Raw genomic sequence first — 24,276 nt, forward strand, 5'->3', positions numbered from 1 at the left:
TGCAACCAAGGTTGTTATAAGTTTGCTATGTAATTTTCTATTCCTTTTTCGTTTAAATGTACAACGTCCCAATCTCTTTTTACGTCTGCCCCTTTACTTTGGTAAAACTTAATGGCAGGCTCGTTCCAATCTAAAACCTCCCAACAAATACGTTTTACACCCTGCTTATGGCCGTATTTAACTACCTCATCTAACAATGAAGTTCCTAAACCAGTACCTCGCATTTTTTTAGTTACAATTAAATCTTCTAAATGTAAGACAGGGCCTTTCCAAGTAGAGTATCTATTGTACACTAAAGCTGTGCCAACGATAGCGTTATTTACTTGGGCTACAAAACAATGAAATAACTTATAATCGCCAAAACCGTCTAAAATTAAATCGTCTACAGTGACTTCTACCGCCTGTGGTTCTTTCTCAAACAGGGCCAATTCCTTAATTAAATCAAGGACTTGAGCCATATCTTCTTGCGTTGCTTCTCTTATTAAATATTCCATTTTCTTTGTTCTAATAATCTGCAAAGTAACACGTTTAAGCGACTTTATATTGCGAAAACGTTGTAGTATCACAAAATTATCGATATTTGTACTTAAATAAAACACTACCATTAATGGACAAGAGACATAAGACTTTAGGAGAGTTTATAATTGAGAATCAATCTTCATTTCAATACTCTTCTGGGGAGCTATCTAAACTAATAAATGCAATACGTTTAGCTGCTAAAGTGGTAAACCACGAGGTTAATAAAGCAGGACTAATAGACATTCTAGGAGCTGCAGGCGACACCAACATACAAGGTGAAGACCAGCAAAAACTAGACGTATTAGCTAATGAAAAGTTTATACAAACCTTAAAAAACAGAGAAATAGTTTGTGGTATTGCGTCAGAAGAAGAGGACGATTTTATTAGCATTAATAGTCAAGATGAGCAGCACCAAAACAAATACATTGTACTTATAGACCCACTAGATGGTTCGTCTAACATAGATGTAAACGTATCTGTAGGTACTATTTTTTCTATTTATCGCAGAGTAACTCCAGTAGGTACACCTGTAACAATAGATGACTTTTTGCAGCCAGGAGACAACCAAGTAGCAGCAGGTTATATTGTTTATGGTACCTCTACAATGTTGGTATATACAACCGGTGACGGTGTAAATGGTTTTACACTTAACCCAGCAATTGGTACTTTTTACTTATCGCACCCAAACATGCAGTTTCCTGAAACAGGTAAAATTTACTCTGTAAACGAGGGGAACTACATACACTTTCCACAAGGTGTAAAAGATTATATAAAATATTGTCAGCAAGAAGAAGGAGACAGACCATATACCTCTAGATACATTGGTTCATTGGTATCAGATTTTCATAGAAATATGATAAAAGGAGGCATTTATATGTACCCTAAAAGTAGTAAGGCCTCTGAAGGTAAATTAAGATTGTTGTACGAGTGTAACCCAATGGCATTTTTAGCTGAACAAGCTAACGGTAAGGCTAGTGATGGTAAAGGTCGTATTATGGCGTTAAAACCAACCGAATTGCACCAACGTGTACCCTTTTTCTGCGGAAGTACTAAAATGGTAGAAAAAGCTGAAGAATTTATTGCAAACGCACTTAAATAAGTACAAACACTATAAAAACAAAAAACGAGGCAATTGCCTCGTTTTTTTTATATCTAAAAAGTAACTATTTTTATTTTCTAACAAGCATAGCGTAATCTTCAAAATCTAATTTGCCACCAAAAATCACAATAGATCTAGAAATAACTATATCGGCAGAGTCATTAGAGTACCCTAAACCAATAGCATATTTTTTAATAAGCTGACGTTCATCATCATCAATATCGTGATCTGCAAAAACAATCTTAAACAAATCGAACATACGCTCTAAACGTCTGTCTAAACTACTTGGAGGATCAATTGGGTATTTCCCAGGGTTTTTCATTACCTCTTTATATTCCGCTTCAGTAATATCTAATTTACGAGCAAAACGATCTAAGACCACCTTTTCTGCTTCATTAATTTCACCATCTACACTCGCCAAAGACGCTATAGAAGCAAAGTGTGCAACATTTTTTCTATGTTCGCTATTACCGTATAAATCTACAAAAGACATAATTTATTATTTAATTTAGATTGCAAATATAATTTATTGACTTATACAACCTCAAATTTTTAAAAAATATTTTGGACGTTCGTTAAAACCGCTGTTTTTAACGCCGTGCTATGCGTTACTAATCCTCGCAAAAAAAGCTGCGGGTTATGCACTGCTATCACTAACGCTGTACAAAGCAAATTGCAAGCAATAAAAATTAGATACATAATTCCCACCAACCTTTATTTTACCACGCATTATTCTTTTTAAAATTAACTACAAACTATAATTGTTTAAAATTGTAGCTTTATATTTGCAAAAAATGTATTGACTTTTGGGAAAATCTCTCATTTTAAAATCGTTGGCACAGCTTCCGCAAATGCAGAAACTGCAAAATACTATTGCCAAAACTGAAAAAAACAATTCACTTACAGGTTTAACAGGCTCTGCCCTATCCTTTGTAATATCTGAAACTTTTAAAGAAGCAGACGTACCCTTTTTGGTTGTTTTTAGCGACAAAGAAGAGGCGGCTTATCATTTAAATGATTTAGAACAATTGGTAGGCGAAAAAGATGTGCTGTTTTATCCTGGCAGTTACCGTAGGCCTTACCAAATAGAAGAGGTAGATAATGCTAATGTACTACTACGTGCAGAGGTTTTAAACCGAATTAATTCGCGCAAAAAACCAGCATTACTAGTTACGTATCCAGATGCGTTGTTTGAGAAAGTGGTAACCCGTAAAGAACTAGATAAAAACACACTAAAAATTAAGGTTGATGATACCATTACCCTAGATTTTTTAAATGAGGTGTTGTTTGAGTATAAGTTTAAACGTGTAGACTTTGTTACCGAACCTGGAGAGTTTTCGGTTCGTGGTGGTATTGTAGATGTTTTTTCGTTCTCTAATGATGTACCTTACAGAATAGAGTTTTTTGGTGATGAGGTAGATAGTATTAGAACTTTTGATGTAGAAACACAATTATCTACAGACAAAGTCACTAAAATTACTATTGTACCCAATGTAGAAAACAAATTTTTAGACGAAACCAGGGAAAGCTTTTTAAAATATATTGCTTCTAAAACTGTCATTTTTTCTAAAAACACGGAGCTTTTACACGACAGGTTAGACTCGCTTTACACAAAAGCAGAAGAAGCTTTTACAAAACTTACAGGCGAGCTAAAACACGCTCAACCCAATGAGTTGTTTGTAGATTCGGATCAATTAAAAAGAGAATTTGATGGGTTTACGGTTATAAGCATTCATCAAACAGCGACAGATGCAGATAAATCTATTGTTTTTCATTCTAAACCACAGCCGTCTTTTAATAAAAAGTTCGACTTACTAATTGAAAACCTAAATCAAAATCACGCTAATAAATATACCAATTATATCTTTTGTTCTACAGAACAGCAAGCAAAACGTTTTCACGACATTTTTGATGAAGTAGAACAAGATGTACATTACCAAACAGTAGTTCTTCCTCTTTTTCAGGGGTTTATTTTAGACGATATAAAAGTTGCTTGTTATACAGATCATCAAGTTTTTGAACGTTACCATAAATTCAACCTTAAAAATGGCTATGCTAAAAAACAAGCTATTACGCTTAAAGAGCTTACCAAGTTAGACATTGGAGATTATGTTACACACATAGATCATGGTGTTGGTAAATTTGGCGGATTACAGAAAATAGATGTAGAAGGCAAAAACCAAGAGGCTATAAAATTAATGTATAGTGAGCGAGATGTGCTCTACGTTAGTATACACTCGCTCTATAAAATATCTAAGTTTGCCGGTAAAGATGGTAAGCCACCAAAAATATTTAAACTAGGTTCTGGTGCCTGGAAAAAACTGAAGCAGAAAACAAAAACCAGAGTTAAACAAATTGCGTTTGACCTTATTAAAGTGTACGCCAACCGTAGACTTAAAAAGGGCTTTAAATACGCTCCAGATAGTTATTTACAACACGAGTTAGAGGCTTCTTTTATTTATGAAGATACGCCAGACCAAAGTAAGGCCACCGAAGATCTTAAAAAAGATATGGAGAGTGACAGGCCAATGGATCGTCTTATTTGTGGCGATGTTGGTTTTGGTAAAACAGAGGTTGCCATACGTGCCGCTTTTAAAGCGGTAGATAATGGCAAACAAGTAGCTGTTTTAGTGCCTACAACTATATTGGCTTTTCAGCATCAAAAAACATTTGCAGAACGTTTAAAAGATATGCCAATTACGGTAGATTATGTAAACCGTTTTAGAACTGCAAAAGAGAAAAAAGAAACACTACAACGCTTAGCAGAAGGCAAAGTAGATATTATAATTGGCACACACCAATTGGTTAATAAAAACGTAGTTTTTAAAGACTTAGGCTTGCTAATTGTAGATGAAGAACAAAAATTTGGCGTTGCCGTAAAAGACAAATTAAAATCTATTAAAGAAAATGTAGATGTACTTACATTAACTGCTACGCCCATACCAAGAACATTGCAATTTAGTTTAATGGCCGCGAGAGATTTATCTACAATAAATACGGCACCGCCAAACAGATACCCCATAGATAGTCACGTTGTACGTTTTAATGAAGATACCATTAGAGATGCCGTTTCTTACGAGATACAAAGAGGCGGACAAGTATTTTTTATACACAACCGTATAGAAAATATTAAAGAAGTCGCTGGGATGTTACAACGTTTGGTTCCCGATGCAAAAATTGGCATTGGTCACGGACAAATGGAAGGTAAAAAACTAGAGACCTTAATGCTTGCTTTTATGAATGGTGAGTTTGATGTTTTAGTATCTACCACCATTATAGAAAGTGGCTTAGACGTACCAAATGCCAACACTATATTTATAAACAACGCCAATAATTTTGGTTTAAGTGATTTACACCAAATGCGTGGTCGTGTTGGGCGTAGTAATAAAAAGGCATTCTGTTACTTTATTACGCCTCCTTATGATTCTATGAGTAATGATGCCCGGAAACGTATACAAGCATTAGAGCAATTTACAGAATTAGGTAGTGGCTTTAATATTGCTATGAAAGATTTAGAAATTCGTGGTGCAGGTGATATTTTAGGTGGCGAGCAAAGCGGATTTATTAATGAGATTGGGTTTGATGCTTACCAAAAAATATTAGCCGAAACCGTTGAAGAATTAAAAGAAAACGAGTTTAAAGATTTATACGAAGAAGTAGAAGGAAAAGAAAAAGTGTTTGTAAAAGAAACACAGATAGACTCGGATTTTGAGCTTCTATTTCCTGATGATTATGTAAATAATGTTACAGAACGATTAAACTTATACACCCAATTAAACCTAATTACAACAGAAGAAGGTTTGGTTAGATATGAAAAGGAATTGATAGACCGTTTTGGAGAAATACCTAGTCCGGTTGAAGATTTACTAAACTCGGTTCGTATAAAATGGATTGCCAACAGTATTGGCTTGGAAAAAATTGTTCTTAAAAAAGGTAAAATGATTGGGTACTTTATTGCCGACCAACAATCTGGTTTTTACCAAAGTCCAAAATTTACTAAAGTTTTACAGTTTGTACAAGCCTTTAATTCTATCTGTAAAATGAAAGAAAAAGAAACAAGAACTGGTTTGCGTTTATTATTGGTTTTTGATAAAATTACAACTGTAGAGAAAGCGTTAAAGAGTCTAGCACCTTTTAACGCAAATTAAAAATAATGTATGAAGTAAGTTTGGTTCGGTTTTTGAAATTAAACGAAGTAACTAAGCACTAACAATTGCTAAAAAGCAAACTATGAAAAAATTACTACCACTTTTACTTGTCCTTATCACCACAGTTATATCTGCGCAACATACAATTTCTGGTACATTTTCACCTGCCAAAGAGTATACGTGGCTTATTGCATACCAGCTTAAACCTGGAACGCAAGTATATGTTGCAGACACTAAGATAGAAGATGGTAAGTTTAGCATAGAAATGCCAGCAAATGCTGCTCCTGGAACATACAGGTTGGTATATGCAGTACCACAAGAAGAGTTTAATTTTGATATTCTGTATAGTGGTAAAGAAGACATCGTTTTAAATTTTAATGCACAAGATGGCGCAACGTACACCACATCAGAAGAAAACAAAACACTAAACAGTTACTTTTTAGAAATTAACGCATTACAAAAACAAGTTATAGATTTTTATACCTCTAGCAGTACCGATAAAAAAGAGTTGGCCAAATTGTATTCTAAAATTGAAAGCACACAAGCTAAGTATGAAGCAGATGCTAAAGATTTAATTGCACTTCATTTTATTAAAGCCAACAAACCATACATTGCAAAAAGCGATGAAACTATTTATGATTTTGTAGAAAACAAAAAACAAAACTATTTTACAGCGATAGACTTTAAAAATACAAACTTACAAGCATCGTCTTTTTTAACGGATAAGACCTTAAACTACGTGTTTACTTCTTTGCCTTTAAATAAGATCACAAAAAGCGCTACAGAGTCTATTTTACAGCAAAATATAAAGACCGTAGCAAGCAAATTAGATGGTGTTCAGGAAACATTTAAGTTTAGTTTGTATTACGATTTATGGATCTATGCTGCGAGTGCGCAGTATGATGAAACATCGGATTTTATTTACGCCAATTATATAAAAAAATTAGGTGATATTACCAACAATCAAGAACTTATAAAAAGCATAGAAACACATTCTAGGTTAAGAATTGGCGCTAAAGCACCAGAAATTACTTGGAACAATGACAAAAACAGTTTAAGCAAATTAGAAGCTGCAGCTAATTATGTCGTTATTTTCTGGAGTAGTACTTGTTCTCATTGTTTAAAAGAATTACCAGAATTAAACAAGGTAATGAAAGAATATCCTAATGTAAAAGTACTTGCCGTTGGCTTAGAAGACGAGTACAATTACTGGGATACAGAGTCTGCAAAACTAGGTAATTTTACACACGCATTAGCCTTAGGTAAATGGGACAGTAAATATGCAGATTTATACAACGTATCTGCAACACCAAGTTATTACATTCTGGACAAGGATAAAAAAATTGTGAACAAACCAGAAACCTACAAAGACGTTATTGCCTATTTAAAAAAATAAGCAAACAATCCTCTTTTTAAAATTTAGATTTTATAAAGCCTTTAGATCTTTTATAGTTTTAAAGGCTACATCTACCTGCTCATCATTTACTAAAATAGTAAACTCATTTGTAGTAGAAATAACTTCATACAAAACAATACCTTCCCAAGCTAAACGCTGAAAAATAAAATAGTAAATACCCGGTACAGAAACATTCTCTGCTGGTAACTTTACAGTTATAGAAGATAAGTTTTCAGCTTTTTGCGTACATCTTTCGTGCTTAAACAACTCTTCAACCGTAGCGTCTAGTGAATTATTTACAACAATATTTAGCTCATTTACACCTCTAGAAGACGTATAAAAAATATCCTTGTTTTTATTTACTTCGCGCAATAAGTGTGTTTGATTGTCTAAAATAGAATCTGATACTAAAAAAGTAAAATCTGTTAAAGAAGAACGCACAGTAATCTCGCCTATATTTTTAAGAACCTTTATTATTTTATGTGTAGCTCTAAATTCAAGATCGTCAGACAATCTTTTTAAAGCCATAACTATAGCTCCGTTTCTAATGTCCTTACCTAATTCAGATTCAATTTCTGGCTTAATTATTCTAGACAAGGAAGTTAAGTTAATAATACTCTGTGCTAAAGCGCTTTGTAGAAAGGGTTTCTTTTTAATGTACTCTTCTACTACTGATGATATTGTTTTCATCTCGTTCGTGGGGTTTGGTTAAACGTTTTGGTTGTTTGTTCTTAATTTGGTTAAAAAACTATTCTTAATTGACCTAATAGAATAAAAAATGTTTTTTGAAAGTTCAAAAATAACAAATTGTTTTAAATATAACAATCGTAATTTATTAAAAATACCCCCTGTAGATTTTAAAAATGATAAAAAGCGTCTTTTAAATGCTCAATTTTTAAACTATCATCATTTTTAAGAATTGTAATAATATCAAAACGCACATCTACATCTAAATCATACTCAGTTACATAATGGTCTGCCGCCAACACTAGAAGCTGAATTTTTTTTGGCGTAACAGTTTCTGCGATGTACTGTAAAGCTTCGCTTCTTCTAGCTTTTACCTCAACAATTGCCAAAGTATTATTTAATTGTGCAATTATATCTACCTCAGCTTTTAAATACCTGTAATTAATATGCCTTATGGTATATCCATTTTTCTCTAAATGCTGTACAGCAAGCCGTTCCCCTTCTTTACCAAATTCGTTATGAGCTCCCACTTTTTAAAAGTTTAGCAAACAAAATACGGTATTTCGTCGAAAAAAAATGCTTTTCATCATCTAAAATTGCAAATTGTACGTAGTTAATAAAGTTAACTATGTTAAAATTTTTAACCATTAATATACTGCGCGCTACATTTTAGCGTTAAAAGTTAACACGACCTAATAACCAACAATACTAATGCAACAATAATTATGGCATATTTTGTGAATTGCAACACTGCATCGCTAAACCCCATAGGTGGTTCACTAGACAAGCAAAAGGCAGAACACCTGTATAGAAGACTAGGTTTTAGTGCCTCTGTTGATACTATAAATACTGCTATTGGACTACCAGTTTCTGCATATATAGATAACTTAATAGCCCAGGCAGTTAGTATGCCTGAAATTGCTGCTCCTGTTTGGGGCAATTGGACGGGTGCAGATTACCCTGAGGATAGTGAGGATAGAAATCCTATATTAAATCAGCAAAAAAACGAATTTTACAATTTATATATATCAAGTTTAGTAACCAATAACCTTAGAGATCGTTTAAGTTTCTTTTGGAGCAATCATTTTGTTACAGAATATAGAAACTATAGAGCTGCTCCTTTACTATATCGTTATGTAGATTGTTTACAACGCAATTCTATTGGTAACTTTAAAACATTTGTTAGCGAAATAGGCCTAACAGATGCCATGTTGTATTACCTAGATGGTGTTTACAACAACGGGAACAACCCCAATGAAAATTACGGTCGTGAATTATACGAACTGTTTACCTTGGGCGAAGGAAACAACTATACCGAAGAAGATATTATAGAAACAGCAAGAGCACTTACGGGATATGTAGAAAGAGGTGATGAAAGTTATACTCCAGTTACGTTTAACCCAGAAAAGCATGATGCTGAAAGTAAGACCATATTAGGCCAAACTGCTAATTTTGATTATGATGGTGTTATAGACAATCTATTTACACAAAGACCAAATGAGATTAGCTGGTTTATCTGCAAAAAGCTGTATGAATTCTTTGTACATCCAGATTCAGATGATGCAACAGGCAGCAATGCAGAAGAAATAATACAAGGTCTAGCAGCTACTTTTAGAGCTAATAATTTTGACATAGCACCTGTGCTAGCTCAACTTTTTAAAAGTGAACACTTTTTTGACGAAGAAGCTATTGGTGTTATTATTAAGAGTCCGTTTGACATTTATATTAATTTGATAAACGAAACCAAATTTTCTTACGATGATGATACCCTGGCAAGTATTGAAAATATCTGTAGGTTAATAGGTCAAGAATTATTTAACCCACCAGGAGTAGAAGGTTGGTACAGAGACAGGTATTGGATTAACACCAACTTTATGATTGGTCGTTGGTTATCATCAGAATTGTTTTTACAAAACGCCTGGAATGCTGACACTGAACAATTTAGAACATTTGCTCTAGACGCTACTGGCCCAAGTGGTATGACTACAAATGACCCTGACGAAGTAAGCAAAGCTATTTTAGACAAACTATTGCCTAAAGGCATTGCAGACGACGAACTACAAAATGCGCTAGATGTATTTAGAAGTGATATTCAAGATCAATATTATGCTGGCGGGATATTTGGCACATGGAATCTTTATTATCCAGGAGCAGAAAACCAAGTCTATTTATTACTATTACACATTATTAGACAACCAGAATTCCAATTAAAATAACCATTTATTATGTGCAATACAAATTCTAACGTACACCATGAAGACAAGGAAGCTCATGACTTAGAGCATAAAAAATGGAACAGACGTTCTTTTTTACAAGCAATGGGTATGGCGGGTACTGGATCTATGATGTTGGGTAGCAATGTGCTTAACGCATCTGCTAAATCGCCTTTAGCAACAGCTATAGCCGATGCTGAGTCAGACGGAAAAATATTAATTTTAATAAGACTTGCAGGAGGTAATGACGGTTTAAGTACCGTTATACCAATAGAGCAATACGATACGTATGCCAATGCAAGACCAAACATATATATACCAGAAAGTAAAGTATTAAAACTGACAGATAATTTTGGCGTACCCTCTTACATGACCTCTTTAGAGCGTATGTGGGGAGAAGGCCAGTTTAAAGCTGTACACGGTGTTGGGTATGAAGGACAAAGTCTTTCTCACTTTACAGGATCTGATATTTTTGCAAATACAGACCCCGAAAACACTACAGGTTTTAGTGGAGAGCGAACAGGTTGGATGGGCAGACATTTTGAAAACTGTTACCCTGATTATTTAATGGATCCACCAGAAGCGCCTGCAGCTATACAAATAGGACAATATGGTAGTTTGGTTTTTCAAGGAGAAGAAACAAATTATGCTTTTGTTACTAGTAATATAAACCAATTGGAAAAAATTGCAGAAACAGGTGATAATTTCGCTTTAGACCCTGCTCTTTTTGATGGTTGTATGTACGACGATCAACTAAGATTTTTAAGAGGTGTAGCAAATACAACTTATGAATATTCTGGAAAAATTCACGAAGCTTACAAAAGAGGTGAAGCATTAGCTTGCGGTATAGAATACCAAGACAATAGCTTTGCAAAGCAATTAGCTGTTTTAGCCAAGCTTATAAAAGGTAATTTAGGCACAAAGGTATATATGATTTCTATGGGTGGTTTTGATACCCACGGAAATCAGCCATTGGCACACGAAAAATTAATGACCAACTTATCTGTAGCTATTAGTGATTTTTACAAAGATTTAGCGTGTACAGACCAAGACGATAAGGTTTTAAGTATGACCTTCTCTGAGTTTGGACGTAGAATATATGAAAACGGATCTAACGGTACAGATCACGGTAAAGCTAGTCCTACATTATTTTTTGGATCGGCATTAAATGGGAGCGCCTTTGTAGGTGACCACCCATCTTTAGAAGATCCTGACGGAAGAGGGAACCTAGAGTACACAATGGACTTTAGAGATTTATACGGTACGGTTTTAGCAGAATGGTTATGTGTACCAAGGAATTTAGTAGAACAGCACCTTTTAGGGCGTACGTACGTACCTGTTAATTTAGGATTTAGCTGTAGCGGAGAAGATTTTCCTGATATTGCTATAGACAATGAAGACCCTGTATTACCCGGACCAGGAGGTACAGACCCAACGGACCCTACAGATCCTGAGCCATTGCCAGAAAATGTTATTGTACACAAACCGTATTACCCAACAAAAGGAAATCCTTCTATACATTTAGAGATGCCTTTTACAGCACACGTAGATATACAGATTTACAATATACTAGGTCAGAACCTAGGTACTGTTTACAATGCTATGACTACAGAAGGGCAACAAGAAATTAATATTAGAGAACGTTTACCTGTAAACCTTGCTACTGGTAAATATATTTATAGAATAAGTGTTCAAAATCAGAAAATGAGCAAGTCCGTAATGGTATCCTAATTAGATAGCAGTACACTATAACACAACTAAAAACACCTAATACTTTTGTATTAGGTGTTTTTTTTATGCCAACTTAGAATTGTTCTTCTTTGTCTTAAAACTTAATTCCTTTTTTACTCTAGAGTTTTTGTCTTTATACACTCTAGTTACATCATCTTCAATTTTAGAGTTCTCTTCAACTTTAGAGTTCTCTTCAACTTTAGAATTCTCTTCAACTGCATCTAATTTTACAGACTTTAAAATATCTTCATGTACTGGTTTACCGCTCATAACTTTATGTTTTATACTATAACAACTAAAAAATAACTCATATATTTTAAATTATCGTTGTTCTACCATCCGTTTTCAAACAAAACCGACACTACTCCTTTTATTTATTTCATTCTTTTTCTTTAGTACTGAGGGCTAAAAATGTATTTTTGTAGCTTAATTCAATTTAAATGGCACAGGAAACTAAAACACCAAGCAGATATACAATTACAGCGGCATTACCCTATACAAACGGACCAATACATATTGGCCATTTGGCAGGTGTTTATGTTCCTGCAGATATTTATGCACGTTATTTAAGAGGCACAAACAAAGATGTTGCTTTTGTTTGTGGTAGTGATGAGCACGGTGTTGCCATTTCTATGAAAGCAAAAAAAGAAGGTATTACACCTAAAGAGGTTATAGATAAGTATCATGCAATTATTAAACAATCTTTCTTAGATTTTGGTATTACGTTTGATAATTACTCGCGTACCTCTGCAAAAATACACCATGATACAGCTTCTGAGTTTTTTAAGAATTTGTATGATAAAGGTGATTTTATAGAAGAAACAACAGAACAGTTGTATGATGCCGATGCGAAACAATTTTTAGCAGATAGATTTGTAATTGGTACGTGTCCAAAATGTGGGCATGAAGAAGCTTATGGCGATCAGTGCGAAAATTGTGGATCTACCTTAAATGCAACCGAATTAATAAATCCAAAATCTACCATATCTGGTGCTGTACCATCTTTAAAAGAAACAAAACACTGGTTTTTACCTTTAGATAGATACGAGGACTTTTTAAAGGAGTGGATTCTTGAAGGTCATAAAAACGATTGGAAACCTAACGTATACGGACAATGTAAATCTTGGATAGACGATGGTTTAAAACCACGTGCTGTAACCAGAGATTTAGATTGGGGAATTCCTGTTCCTGTTCCTGGAGGAGAAGGCAAAGTACTTTATGTTTGGTTTGATGCGCCTATTGGTTACATCTCATCTACAAAAGAATGGGCTGCCAGAGAAGGTAAAGACTGGGAACCATACTGGAAAGACGAGAATACAAAAATGCTTCATTTTATTGGTAAAGATAATATTGTGTTTCACTGTATCATTTTTCCTAGTATGCTAAAAGCACACGGAGATTTTATTCTACCTGAAAACGTACCTGCAAATGAGTTTTTAAATTTAGAAGGCAATAAATTATCGACCTCTAAAAACTGGGCTGTTTGGTTGCATGAGTATTTAGAAGATTTCCCAGATATGCAAGATGTATTGCGTTATACACTAACTGCAAATGCACCAGAAACTAAGGATAACGATTTTACTTGGAAAGATTTTCAGGCGCGTAACAACAATGAGCTGGTTGCTATTTTTGGTAACTTTATAAATAGAGTTGTTGTATTAACAAATAAATATTACGAAGGTGTTTTACCTACACCTGCTGCATTTACAGATATAGACAAGGCTACCTTAGCTGAGGTTAAAAAATACCCAGGTATAATTTCTAGTTCTTTAGAACGCTATAGATTTAGAGAAGCCGGACAAGAATTGATGAATTTAGCTAGACTTGGTAACAAGTACTTGGCAGATGAAGAACCTTGGAAAGTTATAAAACAAGATGAAGAACGTGTAAAAACCATAATGTATGTTGCTTTGCAAATAGCATCTGCTTTAGCGGTGTTAAGTGAGCCTTTTTTACCGTTTACATCAACAAAACTTAAACATATTTTAAACATAGATGCTGCAGATACAAGGGTGCAATGGGACACCGTTTCTACCTTAGATGTATTATTACCAGCCGGACATACAATTAACAAAGCAGAGTTGTTGTTTAGAAAAGTTGAAGACCAAGAAATTGAGGCACAACTGGCAAAATTAGAAGCTACTAAAAAAGCAAACCTACAGATGAACAAAGAGGTTACTCCGCAAAAAGACACCATTACTTTTGACGATTTTACAAAGTTAGATATGCGTGTTGGTACTATTATAGAAGCAGAGAAAATGCCAAAAGCCAAAAAATTATTGGTTTTAAAGGTCGATACTGGTCTAGATACACGCACCATAGTTTCTGGTATAGCAGAAAGCTTTACTCCAGAAGAAATTGTGGGCAAAAAAGTAACCGTATTGGTAAACTTAGCACCAAGAGCTTTACGTGGTGTAGAGAGTGAAGGAATGATTTTAATGACAGAAAATGCAGATGGTAAATTAGTTTTTGTGAATCCAGATGAAGATGGCGTAAATAGCGGAGAAACAATTAATTAATTTGTAATTTTATAAAAAGCGGAAAATTATGGTATCAAAAAATATAGAAAAGGCACTTAACAATCAGATAAAAATAGAAGCAGAATCTTCTCAGATTTATTTAGCAATGGCTTGTTGGGCAGAAGTTAAAGGTCTAGAAGGTGTTGCTGGTTTTATGTACGACCAGTCTAATGAAGAGCGCGACCATATGCTTAAACTTATTAAGTTTGTTAATGAACGTGGCGGACACGCACAAATATCTGAACTGGCTGCACCAAACGTTACGTTTACTTCCTTTAAAGAAATGTTCGAGAAATTATTTGAGCACGAAGTTTTTGTATCTAACAGTATAAACGAATTGGTACACACTAGCCTACAAGAAAAAGATTATGCTACGCACAACTTTTTACAGTGGTATGTATCTGAACAGATAGAAGAAGAAGCAATGGCACGTTCTATTCTAGATAAAATAAACCTTATTGGCGACGATAAAGGTGGTTTGTATTTGTTTGATAGAGATATACAGCAAATAACTGTTTCTACAGCTGCTACAAATAACCCTCAATAAGTTTAACATAATAATCTTATTTAGATTAATTTAAAATAACTACTTTTGCCTTACTATTTTTAGGCATAAGTAGTTATGGGCAAAAAGAAGGACAAGAAAAAAGAAAAAAAGGCATTAAAAAAATTACAAAAGGCTACTCCTAAAGTCGCTAATAAAGTAAAAAGTAAATGCTGTGATAAATACAAGAAATCTGAAAACAAGCGTTGTAAGAAATGTCCTTGTTTTGATTTGCTTAAAAAAGTAGCATAAAGCTGTGCATTTTATCTAATTTACCTTTTTATTTACACACAGTTACTACTTCTTCAAGTATCTTTACCCAAAAAATTAGACTCCCTTTTATTTGCATTACTTTTTATTGCGTATGAGTTACGGTATGGTCTGGTTTTTGATTTATTTCGTACATACACAAAACAATTAAATATTATGAAACAATTAATAGTATTACTATTTGCAGTAAGTTTAGTTTCTTGCGGGGCATCTAAAACCGTTAGAACATCTAAAAAAGTAATTAAAGGAGAATGGACACTTAGTACCATTTCTTACAGTGAAGCGGGTGAATACAACGTTACACTTTTAAACGATGTATCTAAAGACTGTTTTGAGGGTAGTGCTTGGTCTTTTATCCCAAACAATAATACTGGTAAATACAGCATAAACAGTGCTAGTTGTGCAACAGGAGAGCGCGACTTTATTTTTACGATTCAAGAAATTGACGAAACTACAGGTTTATACGACTTTTTACTTAAGCCAACAGACGCTAAGGGTAAAAGTCAAAACAATGTTGGTTTTAGATTATCACTTACATTATTAACAGAGTCTAATATGAGCTGGACACAGACATTATCTGTAGATGGCAAACCATTTACGATTACAATGAATTTTACCAAAGGAAACTGGTAACAAACACAACCCATTAATTATTAAATAATTTTAAAAAAAACACATGAAAACAACAATAAAAAAATTAACATTAGGTGCTTTTGCATTGGTATTAATGGCGAATTTTACAAGCTGTGATGCTGTACAAAACGCAAACAACAAACAAAAAGGTGGTGCAATAGGTGTTGCTGGTGGTGCGCTTTTAGGAGCTATAATTGGTAACAACGTTGGTAAAGGTAATAGCGAATTAGGTGCTGTTATTGGTGGTGTTGTTGGTGGTGGTGCTGGTGTACTTATTGGTAACAGAATGGACAAACAAGCTCAAAAAATCGAGAACGAAATTCCAGGTGCACAAGTAGAACGTGTAGACAACGGTATTGTTATTACTTTTGATGAGAACAGTGGTGTATTTTTTGACACAGCTAAATACAATGTAAATACAGCTTCTAAAGCATCTTTAGATAAATTAGCAAATGTATTTAATGAGTATCCAGATACAAACATATTAGTTGTTGGCCATACAGATAGTTCTGGTGCTGCAGATTACAACATGACGTTGTCTAAAAACAGAGCAAATGCGGTAACATCTTACTTGCAAACAAAAGGTTTAGCTTCTAGTAGATTTACAACACAGTGGTTTGGAGAAGAGCAACCAACTAATGATAATACTACTGCAGAAGGTAGAGCAAAAAACAGAAGAGTTAACGTTGCTATTTTACCTAATGAGAAAATGATAAATGATGCTAAAATGCAGTCTGGCGAAAACTAGAAAATTTATAGCATAGAAATTCGATTAAATCAATTGAGTTAAATATATTAGAGACCTTATAAAACTAAATTTTATAAGGTCTTTTTTAATGATAAAATATATACTTAAACACACGCAGTTACCAGAACTAAGTGTAAAAAATACTATAGAGCTTTTAAATCAAGATTGCACCATTCCTTTTATATCTAGATACCGTAAAGAAAAAACCGGAAACTTAGACGAGGTTCAAATTGGTGACATTGTGACCTACAAAACACAATTTGAGGCTTTAGAAAAAAGAAAAATTGCCATTACTAAGGCATTGCAAGAGCAAGATGTTCTAACTCCAGAGCTCCAAGCTAAAATTAACGCTACAGACAACCTTACTACCTTAGAAGATCTTTACTTGCCTTTTAAGAAAAAGCGTAAGACAAAGGCCGAAACCGCTATTAAGAACGGTTTAGAACCTTTGGCTAAAATAATAATGGCACAGCGTAATGATGAAATTGAATATACTGCTTCTAAATATTTAAATGATGAAATTAGCAATGAAGATTTGGCTTTGGAAGGCGCCAGACATATTATTGCTGAATGGATTAATGAGCGTAGCGATATTAGAAACGGATTGCGGTACCAGCTCGAAAATTATGCACTAATTACCACTAAAGTAATTGGCACCAAAAAGGACGACGAAAAAGCACAAAAATTTAGAGATTATTTTGATTGGAGCGAAGCGCTAAAACGATCTCCATCTCACAGGCTTTTAGCCATTTTAAGAGCAGAGAAAGAAGGTTTTATTCGTGTTAAAATAGAAATAGATACAGAACGTGCTTTAGAAAAAATTGAAAGTCGCATTATAAAAAGTCATAATGCCTGTGGCAAACAAATAGAACTTGCCATACAAGATGCTTATAAAAGGCTACTACTCCCCTCTTTGTCTAACGAGCTTTTAAAAAATGCCAAAGAAAAAGCAGATGCAGAAGCTATAGCTGTATTTTCTAAAAACTTAAAGCAATTACTATTAGGTTCTCCTTTAGGCGAAAAAAGAATTTTAGCCTTAGATCCTGGTTTTAGATCTGGTTGTAAATTGGTGTGTTTAGATGCGCAAGGAGATTTAATACACAACGAAACTATTTACCCGCACGCACCACAAAATAAAAGTACAGAAGCTATTGAAAAAATTAGTTTTTTAGTAGACAAATTTAAAATTGAAGCTATTGCGATTGGTAATGGTACAGCCTCTAGAGAAACAGAGCAATTGGTAAACGGCATACCGTTTAAAAACCCAGTAGAAGTTTTTGTGGTAAGCGAGGCAGGCGCATCTATATACTCGGCTTCTAAAATAGCTAGGGACGAGTTTCCAGATTATGATGTTACCGTACGTGGCGCCGTTTCTATTGGCCGTAGATTGGCAGACCCCTTAGCAGAATTGGTTAAAATAGATGCCAAATCTATTGGTGTTGGGCAATACCAACATGATGTAGACCAAAGCAAACTAAAACAATCTTTAGATACCGTTGTAGAGAGTTGTGTAAACTCGGTTGGTGTAAATATAAACACTGCAAGCACATCTTTACTTAGCTATGTGTCTGGTATTGGCCCAAAACTTGCCGAAAATATTGTTGCTTACCGTAATGAAAACGGTGCATTTACGAACCGAACAGCCATAAAAAAAGTACCGCGATTGGGCGGAAAAGCCTACGAGCAAGGAGCTGCTTTTTTACGAATTAAAAATGCCAAAAATCCCTTAGACAATTCTGCCGTACACCCAGAAAGTTATAGCATAGTACAGCAAATAACTAAAGATGCTAAAATTAGTATTTCGGAGTTAATTGGGAACAAAGAAGTTTTGCAAAAAGTAGATCTTCAAAACTATTGTACAGACACCGTTGGCTTACCTACATTACAAGATATTGTAAAAGAGCTAGAAAAACCAGGATTGGATATTAGAGAAAAAGCCAAGGCATTTTCTTTTAATCAAGATATACGGTCTATAACAGATCTTGTTGTTGGGCAGTTGCTACCTGGTATTGTAAATAACATTACCAATTTTGGTTGCTTTGTAGATGTTGGTATTAAAGAAAGTGGCTTAATACACATTTCTAATATGTCTACTACTTTTGTAAAAGACGTAAATGAACACGTTAGTTTACAACAACAAATTATAGTAAAAGTGTTAGAGGTAGATGTGGCACGCAAACGCATACAATTAGCGTTGCACAAAAATATGTAATACAAAAAAGGCTTTCTAGTTTTACCCAGAAAGCCTTTTTATTTGGTTAGCGTTTATTTAATTCTTATCCTTTACCAAGCATTAAAATCTCATTACAATTAATTTCTGTAGTGTATTTTTTTTCACCTTCTTTGGTCTCGTAAGATCTATTTACCAATTTGCCCTCTAAGGCAATTTCTTTTCCTTTAGTTAGGTAGTTTTCTACAATTTCTGCGGTTTTACCCCAAGCAACAACATTGTGCCATTGGGTATCTGTTACTTTTTCGCCAGCAGCGTTTTTATACGTCTCGTTGGTAGCTACAGAAAAGCGTGCAAGCTTTTTACCGCCATCTAAGTTCATAATTTCTGGATCGTTACCTAAGTTCCCAATTAACTGTACTCTGTTTCTAAGTGCGTTCATACTATGTGTGTTTTAATGTTTAACAGTTATTACTACCAAAGCACTATTGCAATGGCACTGCAAACCTAAAACCGCAACCAAACTTTATACGGTTACAAAGCGCTTACTTTCGGTTGTAACTATTTGTAGTCGTTTAAAAGTGATAAAAAAAACAGAATAAATGTACCGCAGATTTCACCTATTCTAGAGCATAGTATACATAAAATTGGGCCAATTACACATTTCCGTAATTGTGGTACAGAAAATAGTTTTAAATTGTGAGAAAAATAGAAACCAAACAAACAACTAGAAATGTAAAACGTGCGTTTACATAGCCCTATGGGTGGAATAAACGCAATACATTGCGGTTACTGACTAGTTAAGGGCAATACGAAAAAAACATAACGCACAATGAAACAATTATTTACACTTATATTTTTCTTTACTTTTCTATTCTCATTTGCTCAAACGAATTCAAACCACGTTTACGTAAGTGGCTATTATCGAAGTAACGGTACTTATGTAAAAGGTCATTATAGAACAGCGCCAAATAGTACGAATAGAGATAATTTTTCAACTCGTGGAAACACCAATCCTTACACAAGTCAAGCCGGTTATATAACACCTGACAGTAATACATCTTCGACATATACACAAAGCTCATATTCAAGTCCAACTTATTCAAGTTCTTCTTATAACAGAACAAATAATTCATCATCTAATACAACCTATTCGACTAATTCGTCAAACAATTCAAATACTACAACAGCAGAAACGACTACTGTTAATGAAATCTTTGATATTGATGTTTCAAAAATCTATGCGCTACCCAGTAAATATGTTTCAGCACGCAATGCGAATTTGAGATTAGGTCCAACTACAATAACAAATGTTCTCACTACGATTGAGCGTAATCATAAAATAAGAATAATTGATAATTCAACATATAGTTCTTGGACAAAAATAATTGTTGAAGTCGATGATGGTTTTTATATCGGATTTTTAAGTAATAGTTTAATTACTGATAATAAAATTAAGGACGATGAACAAGAAAATGGCCCGACTTCGATAGTAAAAAGTTTCTTGAAACATTTAGGAGATGAAGAATTTTATAGTGCATTTTCATTAACAAATAATCCGAGTTGGAATAAAAATGGTGGCTACAGTTGGTTTTCGTCAACTGATGCATATGGCGGAATTGATGATGTAACTATCTATGAAGTTAGGCTTGAGAATGCTTATGATGACCAAGCAGTTGTGTTTGCAGATTATTATGCAAGCGACCCATTGCACACTTCTCGTCGCTGGAAACAGATTGTGATTTTAGAATATCAATACGGAAAATGGAAAATAGTTCGGACAAAGCTGGCGGAGTAGTACTGCCCTAACAACGTATAAAAATAATAGGGTCATAAGTGCTTAACCCAATGGCATAGGCACTTTCACGAGGTCGCCAAATTTTTAAATTTGGCTTTTGAAAAAAATAAGATAAAAAGAAAAATTTAAAAATTCGGCTCGTGTATAATCCGAAACGATAGCGTCTTTTTACAAGCTACGTTTCATATACGGAGACGTTGTGCTTCATGCAAAAAAACACTAAAAACGAAATAAATTGATAGTTAAAGAAATCGGAATAAATAATTATAGAAATCTTGATTCATGTTCGATTTATTTTGAAGATGATTGCAATTTTATAGTTGGAGAAAACAATATTGGAAAGTCTAATTCACTTCGCCTTTTAAATACTTTATTTAATTTCCGTGCTTTTAATTTTGAGGATTTTACCAACATTAATAATCCTATAGAAATAAAATTAAAATTAAAACTTGCAGAAGTAGAAATTGGACACTTTGAAGACCTTTTCGATATAGAAGACTCTTCCATTATCAATATAAAATGCATACAACTTTCGCCTGATGACAATTTAGATTTTTATCATTTAGAAACAGACACATACATTTTACCATCTCTTATCAAAAATATAAATTATGTTTTTTATGATTCAATAAGAAATCCTATTTCAGAAATATCATTTGATAAAGGAAAGGGAGCCGGTAAATTCCTAGTTTCTTTAGTAAAGATTTATTTAAATAATAAAGAGCAATCTTCTTCAGATTTTATTGATGAATCAAAATTAACTGACCTACTTGGAGATGTTAACTCAAAAATTAAAAAAATAAAAGGATTTGAAGAATATGGTATTAATGCTGTAATAGATGAAGATTTAGAAAGACTGCTTCCAAACATGATTGCGCTAAAAGATTTGAATGGCAACTTATTGAATAAAAGTGGATATGGAATTCAGTTTTTGATTCTTGTTACTCTTTCTATTTTAGAGAAAATACAATTTATTATTGAAAAAAGAGGTGATAAAGGAATTTTTGAAAATGAAGAAAATGGTAATAAAGAAATCTCTCTATTAATTGGTTTAGATGAACCAGAGATACATCTTCACCCCTATATGCAGAGGTCATTGGTTAAATACTTAAAATCGATAATTAACAATAAAAATCAACAATTTAATGAATTAATCAAAGAACTATTTGGAATTGATAAAATCAATGGGCAAATAATTATAGCAACTCATTCGCCAAGTATTCTTCTTAATGATTACAAGCAGATAATAAGGTTTTACGTAGATGAAAATCTTAAAACAAAAGTAATTTCTGGACAAGAATTAAGCTTATCTGCACAACATTCAAATCATTTATTATTAAGCTTTCCGTTTATTAAAGAAGCTTTTTTTTCAAAAGCCGTTATTTTTGTTGAAGGAGTATCCGAAGAAGGGAGCTTTGATAATTTTTCAACCAAAATAAATATAAATTTAGATGATTTAGGTATTGGAGTAATTCAATCTCGAGGGGGCAAAATAAGAACAATAGAAATATTGGTTGAACTTGCTTCAAAATTCATGATTAAAGCTATAGGTATTGGAGATAGAGATAATACTTCATCTGTTAATCATCCAATCTATATTACAAATAAGAGAGATTTTGAAGATGAAATAGTTTCTCTATTAGATATTGGAAAAGAAAGTATTTTAAGAGAGTTAGTAATCCAATATGAAAATGAAAATGCAACAGTTCAATTTACAAAATTGAATAAATGTATTAGAACTTACGCATTAGAAGTTACAGAATATACTCAAAACATAAGACTTTCAGATTTACAGAATACAGATTTAACAAACCTTAAACCATTTTATTTAGCTTGGTTCAGTAGTAATAAAGGTTATCCATTAGGTAAATTAATAAGTGAAAAGTTAGACGGTTCAGAAATACCTTCTATCTATAAAACTGTAATTAATCAAGCCAAAGAACTCTTAAGCTAATGGATAGTTCTTTAGAAATAATAAAAAGCGAAATTGAAAAACGTCATCAAGGTGACGTTAAACAATTAGCTGTAGTCTTCGATACAAACAATCGACTTTTGGTAGAAGCCCCAGCTGGTTACGGAAAAACCAATACAATGGTTAGTAAAATAGCTTACATGTTAGCTACAAATGAAATCCCATATCCTAAAAGACTGCTAGCTTTAACTTTTAGTGTAAATGCTGCGTATAAAATAAAAAAAGATGTAAGTCTGAAAGTTCCAGAATTACTAAAGGATTCGAATTTAAATATTAAAATATCAGATAAAATATTTGTATCAAACTATCATGGGTTTTGTAGGAGAATATTAAAAAAATACGGCTATTTACTTCATTCTAATCTACTGAATATAGACAACTTACAATCTATTGATGATAGCAAGCCTCGAAATACAATGCGAGATGTAACTGGATTGAGTTACGAAAACGCTATGTTTCTTTCTGAGTACAACACTTCTTTGAAAGAACTCAAATATGACTTCGTAAAAGATAATATTATTAAATATAATCAAATTATAATTGATGAATTAATTTCAAGAGAAGTTATCCCTTATAATGCAATTTTGACACTTACAATTAAACTTTTTAATGATTATCCAAAAATATTGAGTTTCTATCAAAATTTTTTTACTTCAATATTAGTTGATGAATATCAAGATACAAATACATTAAGTTATTGGATATTAAACAAACTAATTACCGAAAAAACTAATGTTCTATTGCTTGGAGATTCACTACAAAGGATTTATGGATTTATTGGAGCGATACCTAACCTTTTAAATCTTTCAGCTGAAAAATTTAATCTTCAAAAAATAGAACTCGATAAAAATTATAGGTTTGCACAAAACCCAAGTATGCTTTTGTTAGATAAGAACATTAGAAGCAATGCAGAAAATCCAAAGAATCCTCAAATCTTAGAAGAAGCGAATATTGAATTTGAAATTCTTGAAGACCAAAATGAGGAGTCTCTTTATGTTATAAACAAGGCGATAAAATTAATAAGAGAAGACCCAGAAGCAAAAGTAGCAATATTAGTAAAGCAGAGAGGGGCTAATATTACTAGAATAATTGATACTTTTAATCTTAATAATGTTCCCTTTTTTTATGGTTTATATTCAGACGAAGACCCAATCTACACTAAATTTCATAGAACTTGTTTATTTGAATTTATTGAGATTTTAAAAGTAAATAATCGTGTTTCAAAAAAAATGGGGAAATCTCACCAATTGAAAATCAAATCTTTGTATGAGGAGAATAATTCACCATTAATAGAAGCTATATCGAATTTATTGAGTCTTTTTTGGGAAAGAATATTTATTGACTTTGCTTTTGTTAGTAACGAAGAAAAAATAATTTTAGTTAAAGATACTTTTGAAAATTATGGACTTAAACAATATGTGGAATTTGTGAATTCTAGTATAATTATTTCTACAGTTCATGGAGCAAAAGGTCTTGAGTGGGATTATGTTATTATCCCTGATATGGAGAAAGATTCATTTCCAAATTTTTGGGGATTATGTAATGGATGCTCTAGCAATTCAGATTGTATTTTAGAAATTAAAGACGAAAATGAATCTAAATTTCTTGAAGAGCTCAGTGTTTTTTATGTTGCCGTGACAAGAGGAAGAAAACAAGTGTATTTTTCTGCAAGTAAGAAGCAACTTGATAATAGTGGAAATTATCGAGTAAAAAACAGTAGTTGTTTTATGAATTTAAAAGGAATAAATAAAAGCACGAAAGCACAACAAAGTACTGTGGTAAAAAACAAGTAAAAACTCATTAATTTTCAGCTAAAATACTTCTGTAAG

Annotated in this window: 19 protein-coding genes; 13 read left to right on the forward strand and 6 right to left on the reverse strand. The window is 33.2% G+C overall.

Features of this window, described 5'->3' with window-relative positions; genetic code table 11:
* Positions 1–14 precede the first annotated feature (14 nt).
* Positions 15–494, reverse strand: coding sequence for a GNAT family N-acetyltransferase (locus M4I21_RS12660; RefSeq protein ID WP_249559544.1), 480 nt, complete (start codon positions 492–494; stop codon positions 15–17).
* A gap of 113 nt (positions 495–607) precedes the next feature.
* Here M4I21_RS12660 and fbp point away from each other — a divergent pair, with 113 nt between their 5' ends.
* The gene (gene fbp, locus M4I21_RS12665) at positions 608–1,618 is read left to right on the forward strand and encodes a class 1 fructose-bisphosphatase (protein ID WP_249559545.1); all 1,011 of its coding nucleotides are present in this window, start codon (positions 608–610) and stop codon (positions 1,616–1,618) included.
* Positions 1,619–1,688: 70 nt separating this feature from the next.
* Here the strand turns inward: fbp and M4I21_RS12670 are convergent, their stop codons facing one another.
* The gene (locus M4I21_RS12670; RefSeq protein WP_249559546.1) at positions 1,689–2,111 is read right to left on the reverse strand and encodes a tellurite resistance TerB family protein; all 423 of its coding nucleotides are present in this window, start codon (positions 2,109–2,111) and stop codon (positions 1,689–1,691) included.
* A gap of 358 nt (positions 2,112–2,469) precedes the next feature.
* Between M4I21_RS12670 and mfd the strand changes: the two genes are divergently transcribed.
* A complete protein-coding gene (gene mfd / locus M4I21_RS12675) occupies positions 2,470–5,766 on the forward strand; it encodes a transcription-repair coupling factor (RefSeq protein ID WP_502798718.1) in 3,297 nt (1,098 codons plus the stop codon).
* An 82-nt stretch (positions 5,767–5,848) separates the two neighbouring features.
* Positions 5,849–7,162 carry a TlpA family protein disulfide reductase gene (locus tag M4I21_RS12680; RefSeq protein ID WP_249559548.1) on the forward strand — a complete coding sequence of 438 codons (1,314 nt, stop codon included), beginning with the start codon at positions 5,849–5,851 and terminating at the stop codon, positions 7,160–7,162.
* Between the two features lie 30 nt (positions 7,163–7,192).
* Here the strand turns inward: M4I21_RS12680 and M4I21_RS12685 are convergent, their stop codons facing one another.
* Together M4I21_RS12685 and M4I21_RS12690 are read right to left on the reverse strand one after the other, a co-directional pair.
* Positions 7,193–7,852 carry an aspartate kinase gene (locus M4I21_RS12685; RefSeq protein ID WP_249559549.1) on the reverse strand — a complete coding sequence of 220 codons (660 nt, stop codon included), beginning with the start codon at positions 7,850–7,852 and terminating at the stop codon, positions 7,193–7,195.
* A gap of 167 nt (positions 7,853–8,019) precedes the next feature.
* Positions 8,020–8,379 carry a YraN family protein gene (locus M4I21_RS12690; protein WP_249559550.1) on the reverse strand — a complete coding sequence of 120 codons (360 nt, stop codon included), beginning with the start codon at positions 8,377–8,379 and terminating at the stop codon, positions 8,020–8,022.
* 195 nt (positions 8,380–8,574) lie between these two features.
* On the opposite strand from M4I21_RS12690, the gene M4I21_RS12695 reads away from it, so the two are divergent.
* Together M4I21_RS12695 and M4I21_RS12700 are read left to right on the forward strand one after the other, a co-directional pair.
* A complete protein-coding gene (locus tag M4I21_RS12695) occupies positions 8,575–10,065 on the forward strand; it encodes a DUF1800 domain-containing protein (RefSeq protein ID WP_249559551.1) in 1,491 nt (496 codons plus the stop codon).
* A gap of 9 nt (positions 10,066–10,074) precedes the next feature.
* Positions 10,075–11,793, forward strand: a complete 1,719-nt coding sequence (locus M4I21_RS12700; RefSeq protein WP_249559552.1) for a DUF1501 domain-containing protein — start codon at positions 10,075–10,077, stop codon at positions 11,791–11,793.
* 63 nt (positions 11,794–11,856) lie between these two features.
* On the opposite strand, the gene M4I21_RS12705 is transcribed toward M4I21_RS12700, so the two are convergent.
* On the reverse strand, positions 11,857–12,063 hold the full coding sequence (locus M4I21_RS12705) for a hypothetical protein (RefSeq protein WP_249559553.1): 207 nt from the start codon (positions 12,061–12,063) through the stop codon (positions 11,857–11,859).
* 170 nt (positions 12,064–12,233) lie between these two features.
* Between M4I21_RS12705 and metG the strand changes: the two genes are divergently transcribed.
* The 5 genes from metG (at position 12,234) to M4I21_RS12730 (ending at position 18,719) form a co-directional block, all read left to right on the forward strand.
* Positions 12,234–14,312: a methionine--tRNA ligase gene (gene metG, locus M4I21_RS12710; RefSeq protein WP_249559554.1), complete on the forward strand. Its 2,079-nt coding sequence runs from the start codon at positions 12,234–12,236 to the stop codon at positions 14,310–14,312.
* A 28-nt stretch (positions 14,313–14,340) separates the two neighbouring features.
* Positions 14,341–14,859: a ferritin gene (locus M4I21_RS12715; protein WP_249559555.1), complete on the forward strand. Its 519-nt coding sequence runs from the start codon at positions 14,341–14,343 to the stop codon at positions 14,857–14,859.
* A gap of 423 nt (positions 14,860–15,282) precedes the next feature.
* Positions 15,283–15,759: a lipocalin family protein gene (locus M4I21_RS12720; protein ID WP_249559556.1), complete on the forward strand. Its 477-nt coding sequence runs from the start codon at positions 15,283–15,285 to the stop codon at positions 15,757–15,759.
* Between the two features lie 43 nt (positions 15,760–15,802).
* A complete protein-coding gene (locus M4I21_RS12725; RefSeq protein ID WP_249559557.1) occupies positions 15,803–16,507 on the forward strand; it encodes a YiaD family glycine zipper/OmpA-like lipoprotein in 705 nt (234 codons plus the stop codon).
* Between the two features lie 88 nt (positions 16,508–16,595).
* A complete protein-coding gene (locus M4I21_RS12730; protein ID WP_249559558.1) occupies positions 16,596–18,719 on the forward strand; it encodes a Tex family protein in 2,124 nt (707 codons plus the stop codon).
* A gap of 64 nt (positions 18,720–18,783) precedes the next feature.
* Here M4I21_RS12730 and M4I21_RS12735 read toward each other — a convergent pair whose 3' ends face one another.
* Positions 18,784–19,119, reverse strand: a complete 336-nt coding sequence (locus M4I21_RS12735; protein ID WP_072304433.1) for a single-stranded DNA-binding protein — start codon at positions 19,117–19,119, stop codon at positions 18,784–18,786.
* A gap of 390 nt (positions 19,120–19,509) precedes the next feature.
* Here M4I21_RS12735 and M4I21_RS12740 point away from each other — a divergent pair, with 390 nt between their 5' ends.
* The 3 genes from M4I21_RS12740 (at position 19,510) to M4I21_RS12750 (ending at position 24,240) form a co-directional block, all read left to right on the forward strand.
* Positions 19,510–20,475, forward strand: a complete 966-nt coding sequence (locus M4I21_RS12740) for an SH3 domain-containing protein (protein ID WP_249559559.1) — start codon at positions 19,510–19,512, stop codon at positions 20,473–20,475.
* A 235-nt stretch (positions 20,476–20,710) separates the two neighbouring features.
* Positions 20,711–22,429 (forward strand): ATP-dependent nuclease, encoded by a 1,719-nt coding sequence (locus M4I21_RS12745; protein WP_249559560.1) that lies wholly within the window; start codon positions 20,711–20,713, stop codon positions 22,427–22,429.
* Positions 22,429–24,240 (forward strand): UvrD-helicase domain-containing protein, encoded by a 1,812-nt coding sequence (locus tag M4I21_RS12750; protein WP_249559561.1) that lies wholly within the window; start codon positions 22,429–22,431, stop codon positions 24,238–24,240. The genes M4I21_RS12745 and M4I21_RS12750 overlap by 1 nt, the downstream gene beginning before the upstream one ends.
* The last annotated feature ends 36 nt before the right edge of the window (positions 24,241–24,276 follow it).

The organism is Cellulophaga sp. 20_2_10 (assembly GCF_023476645.1).
Classification (GTDB): Bacteria; Bacteroidota; Bacteroidia; order Flavobacteriales; family Flavobacteriaceae; genus Cellulophaga.

Bases quoted from the DNA above. Each gene is read 5' to 3' on its own strand.
- M4I21_RS12685 (WP_249559549.1), bottom strand. From the start codon at position 7,852: ATGAAAACAATATCATCAGTAGTAGAAGAGTACATTAAAAAGAAACCC.
- M4I21_RS12700 (WP_249559552.1), top strand. From the start codon at position 10,075: ATGTGCAATACAAATTCTAACGTACACCATGAAGACAAGGAAGCTCAT.
- M4I21_RS12705 (WP_249559553.1), bottom strand. From the start codon at position 12,063: ATGAGCGGTAAACCAGTACATGAAGATATTTTAAAGTCTGTAAAATTA.
- M4I21_RS12730 (WP_249559558.1), top strand. From the start codon at position 16,596: ATGATAAAATATATACTTAAACACACGCAGTTACCAGAACTAAGTGTA.
- mfd (WP_502798718.1), top strand. From the start codon at position 2,470: ATGCAGAAACTGCAAAATACTATTGCCAAAACTGAAAAAAACAATTCA.
- M4I21_RS12660 (WP_249559544.1), bottom strand. From the start codon at position 494: ATGGAATATTTAATAAGAGAAGCAACGCAAGAAGATATGGCTCAAGTC.
- M4I21_RS12720 (WP_249559556.1), top strand. From the start codon at position 15,283: ATGAAACAATTAATAGTATTACTATTTGCAGTAAGTTTAGTTTCTTGC.
- M4I21_RS12680 (WP_249559548.1), top strand. From the start codon at position 5,849: ATGAAAAAATTACTACCACTTTTACTTGTCCTTATCACCACAGTTATA.
- M4I21_RS12715 (WP_249559555.1), top strand. From the start codon at position 14,341: ATGGTATCAAAAAATATAGAAAAGGCACTTAACAATCAGATAAAAATA.
- M4I21_RS12670 (WP_249559546.1), bottom strand. From the start codon at position 2,111: ATGTCTTTTGTAGATTTATACGGTAATAGCGAACATAGAAAAAATGTT.
- M4I21_RS12750 (WP_249559561.1), top strand. From the start codon at position 22,429: ATGGATAGTTCTTTAGAAATAATAAAAAGCGAAATTGAAAAACGTCAT.
- M4I21_RS12725 (WP_249559557.1), top strand. From the start codon at position 15,803: ATGAAAACAACAATAAAAAAATTAACATTAGGTGCTTTTGCATTGGTA.
- M4I21_RS12735 (WP_072304433.1), bottom strand. From the start codon at position 19,119: ATGAACGCACTTAGAAACAGAGTACAGTTAATTGGGAACTTAGGTAAC.
- fbp (WP_249559545.1), top strand. From the start codon at position 608: ATGGACAAGAGACATAAGACTTTAGGAGAGTTTATAATTGAGAATCAA.
- metG (WP_249559554.1), top strand. From the start codon at position 12,234: ATGGCACAGGAAACTAAAACACCAAGCAGATATACAATTACAGCGGCA.
- M4I21_RS12695 (WP_249559551.1), top strand. From the start codon at position 8,575: ATGGCATATTTTGTGAATTGCAACACTGCATCGCTAAACCCCATAGGT.
- M4I21_RS12740 (WP_249559559.1), top strand. From the start codon at position 19,510: ATGAAACAATTATTTACACTTATATTTTTCTTTACTTTTCTATTCTCA.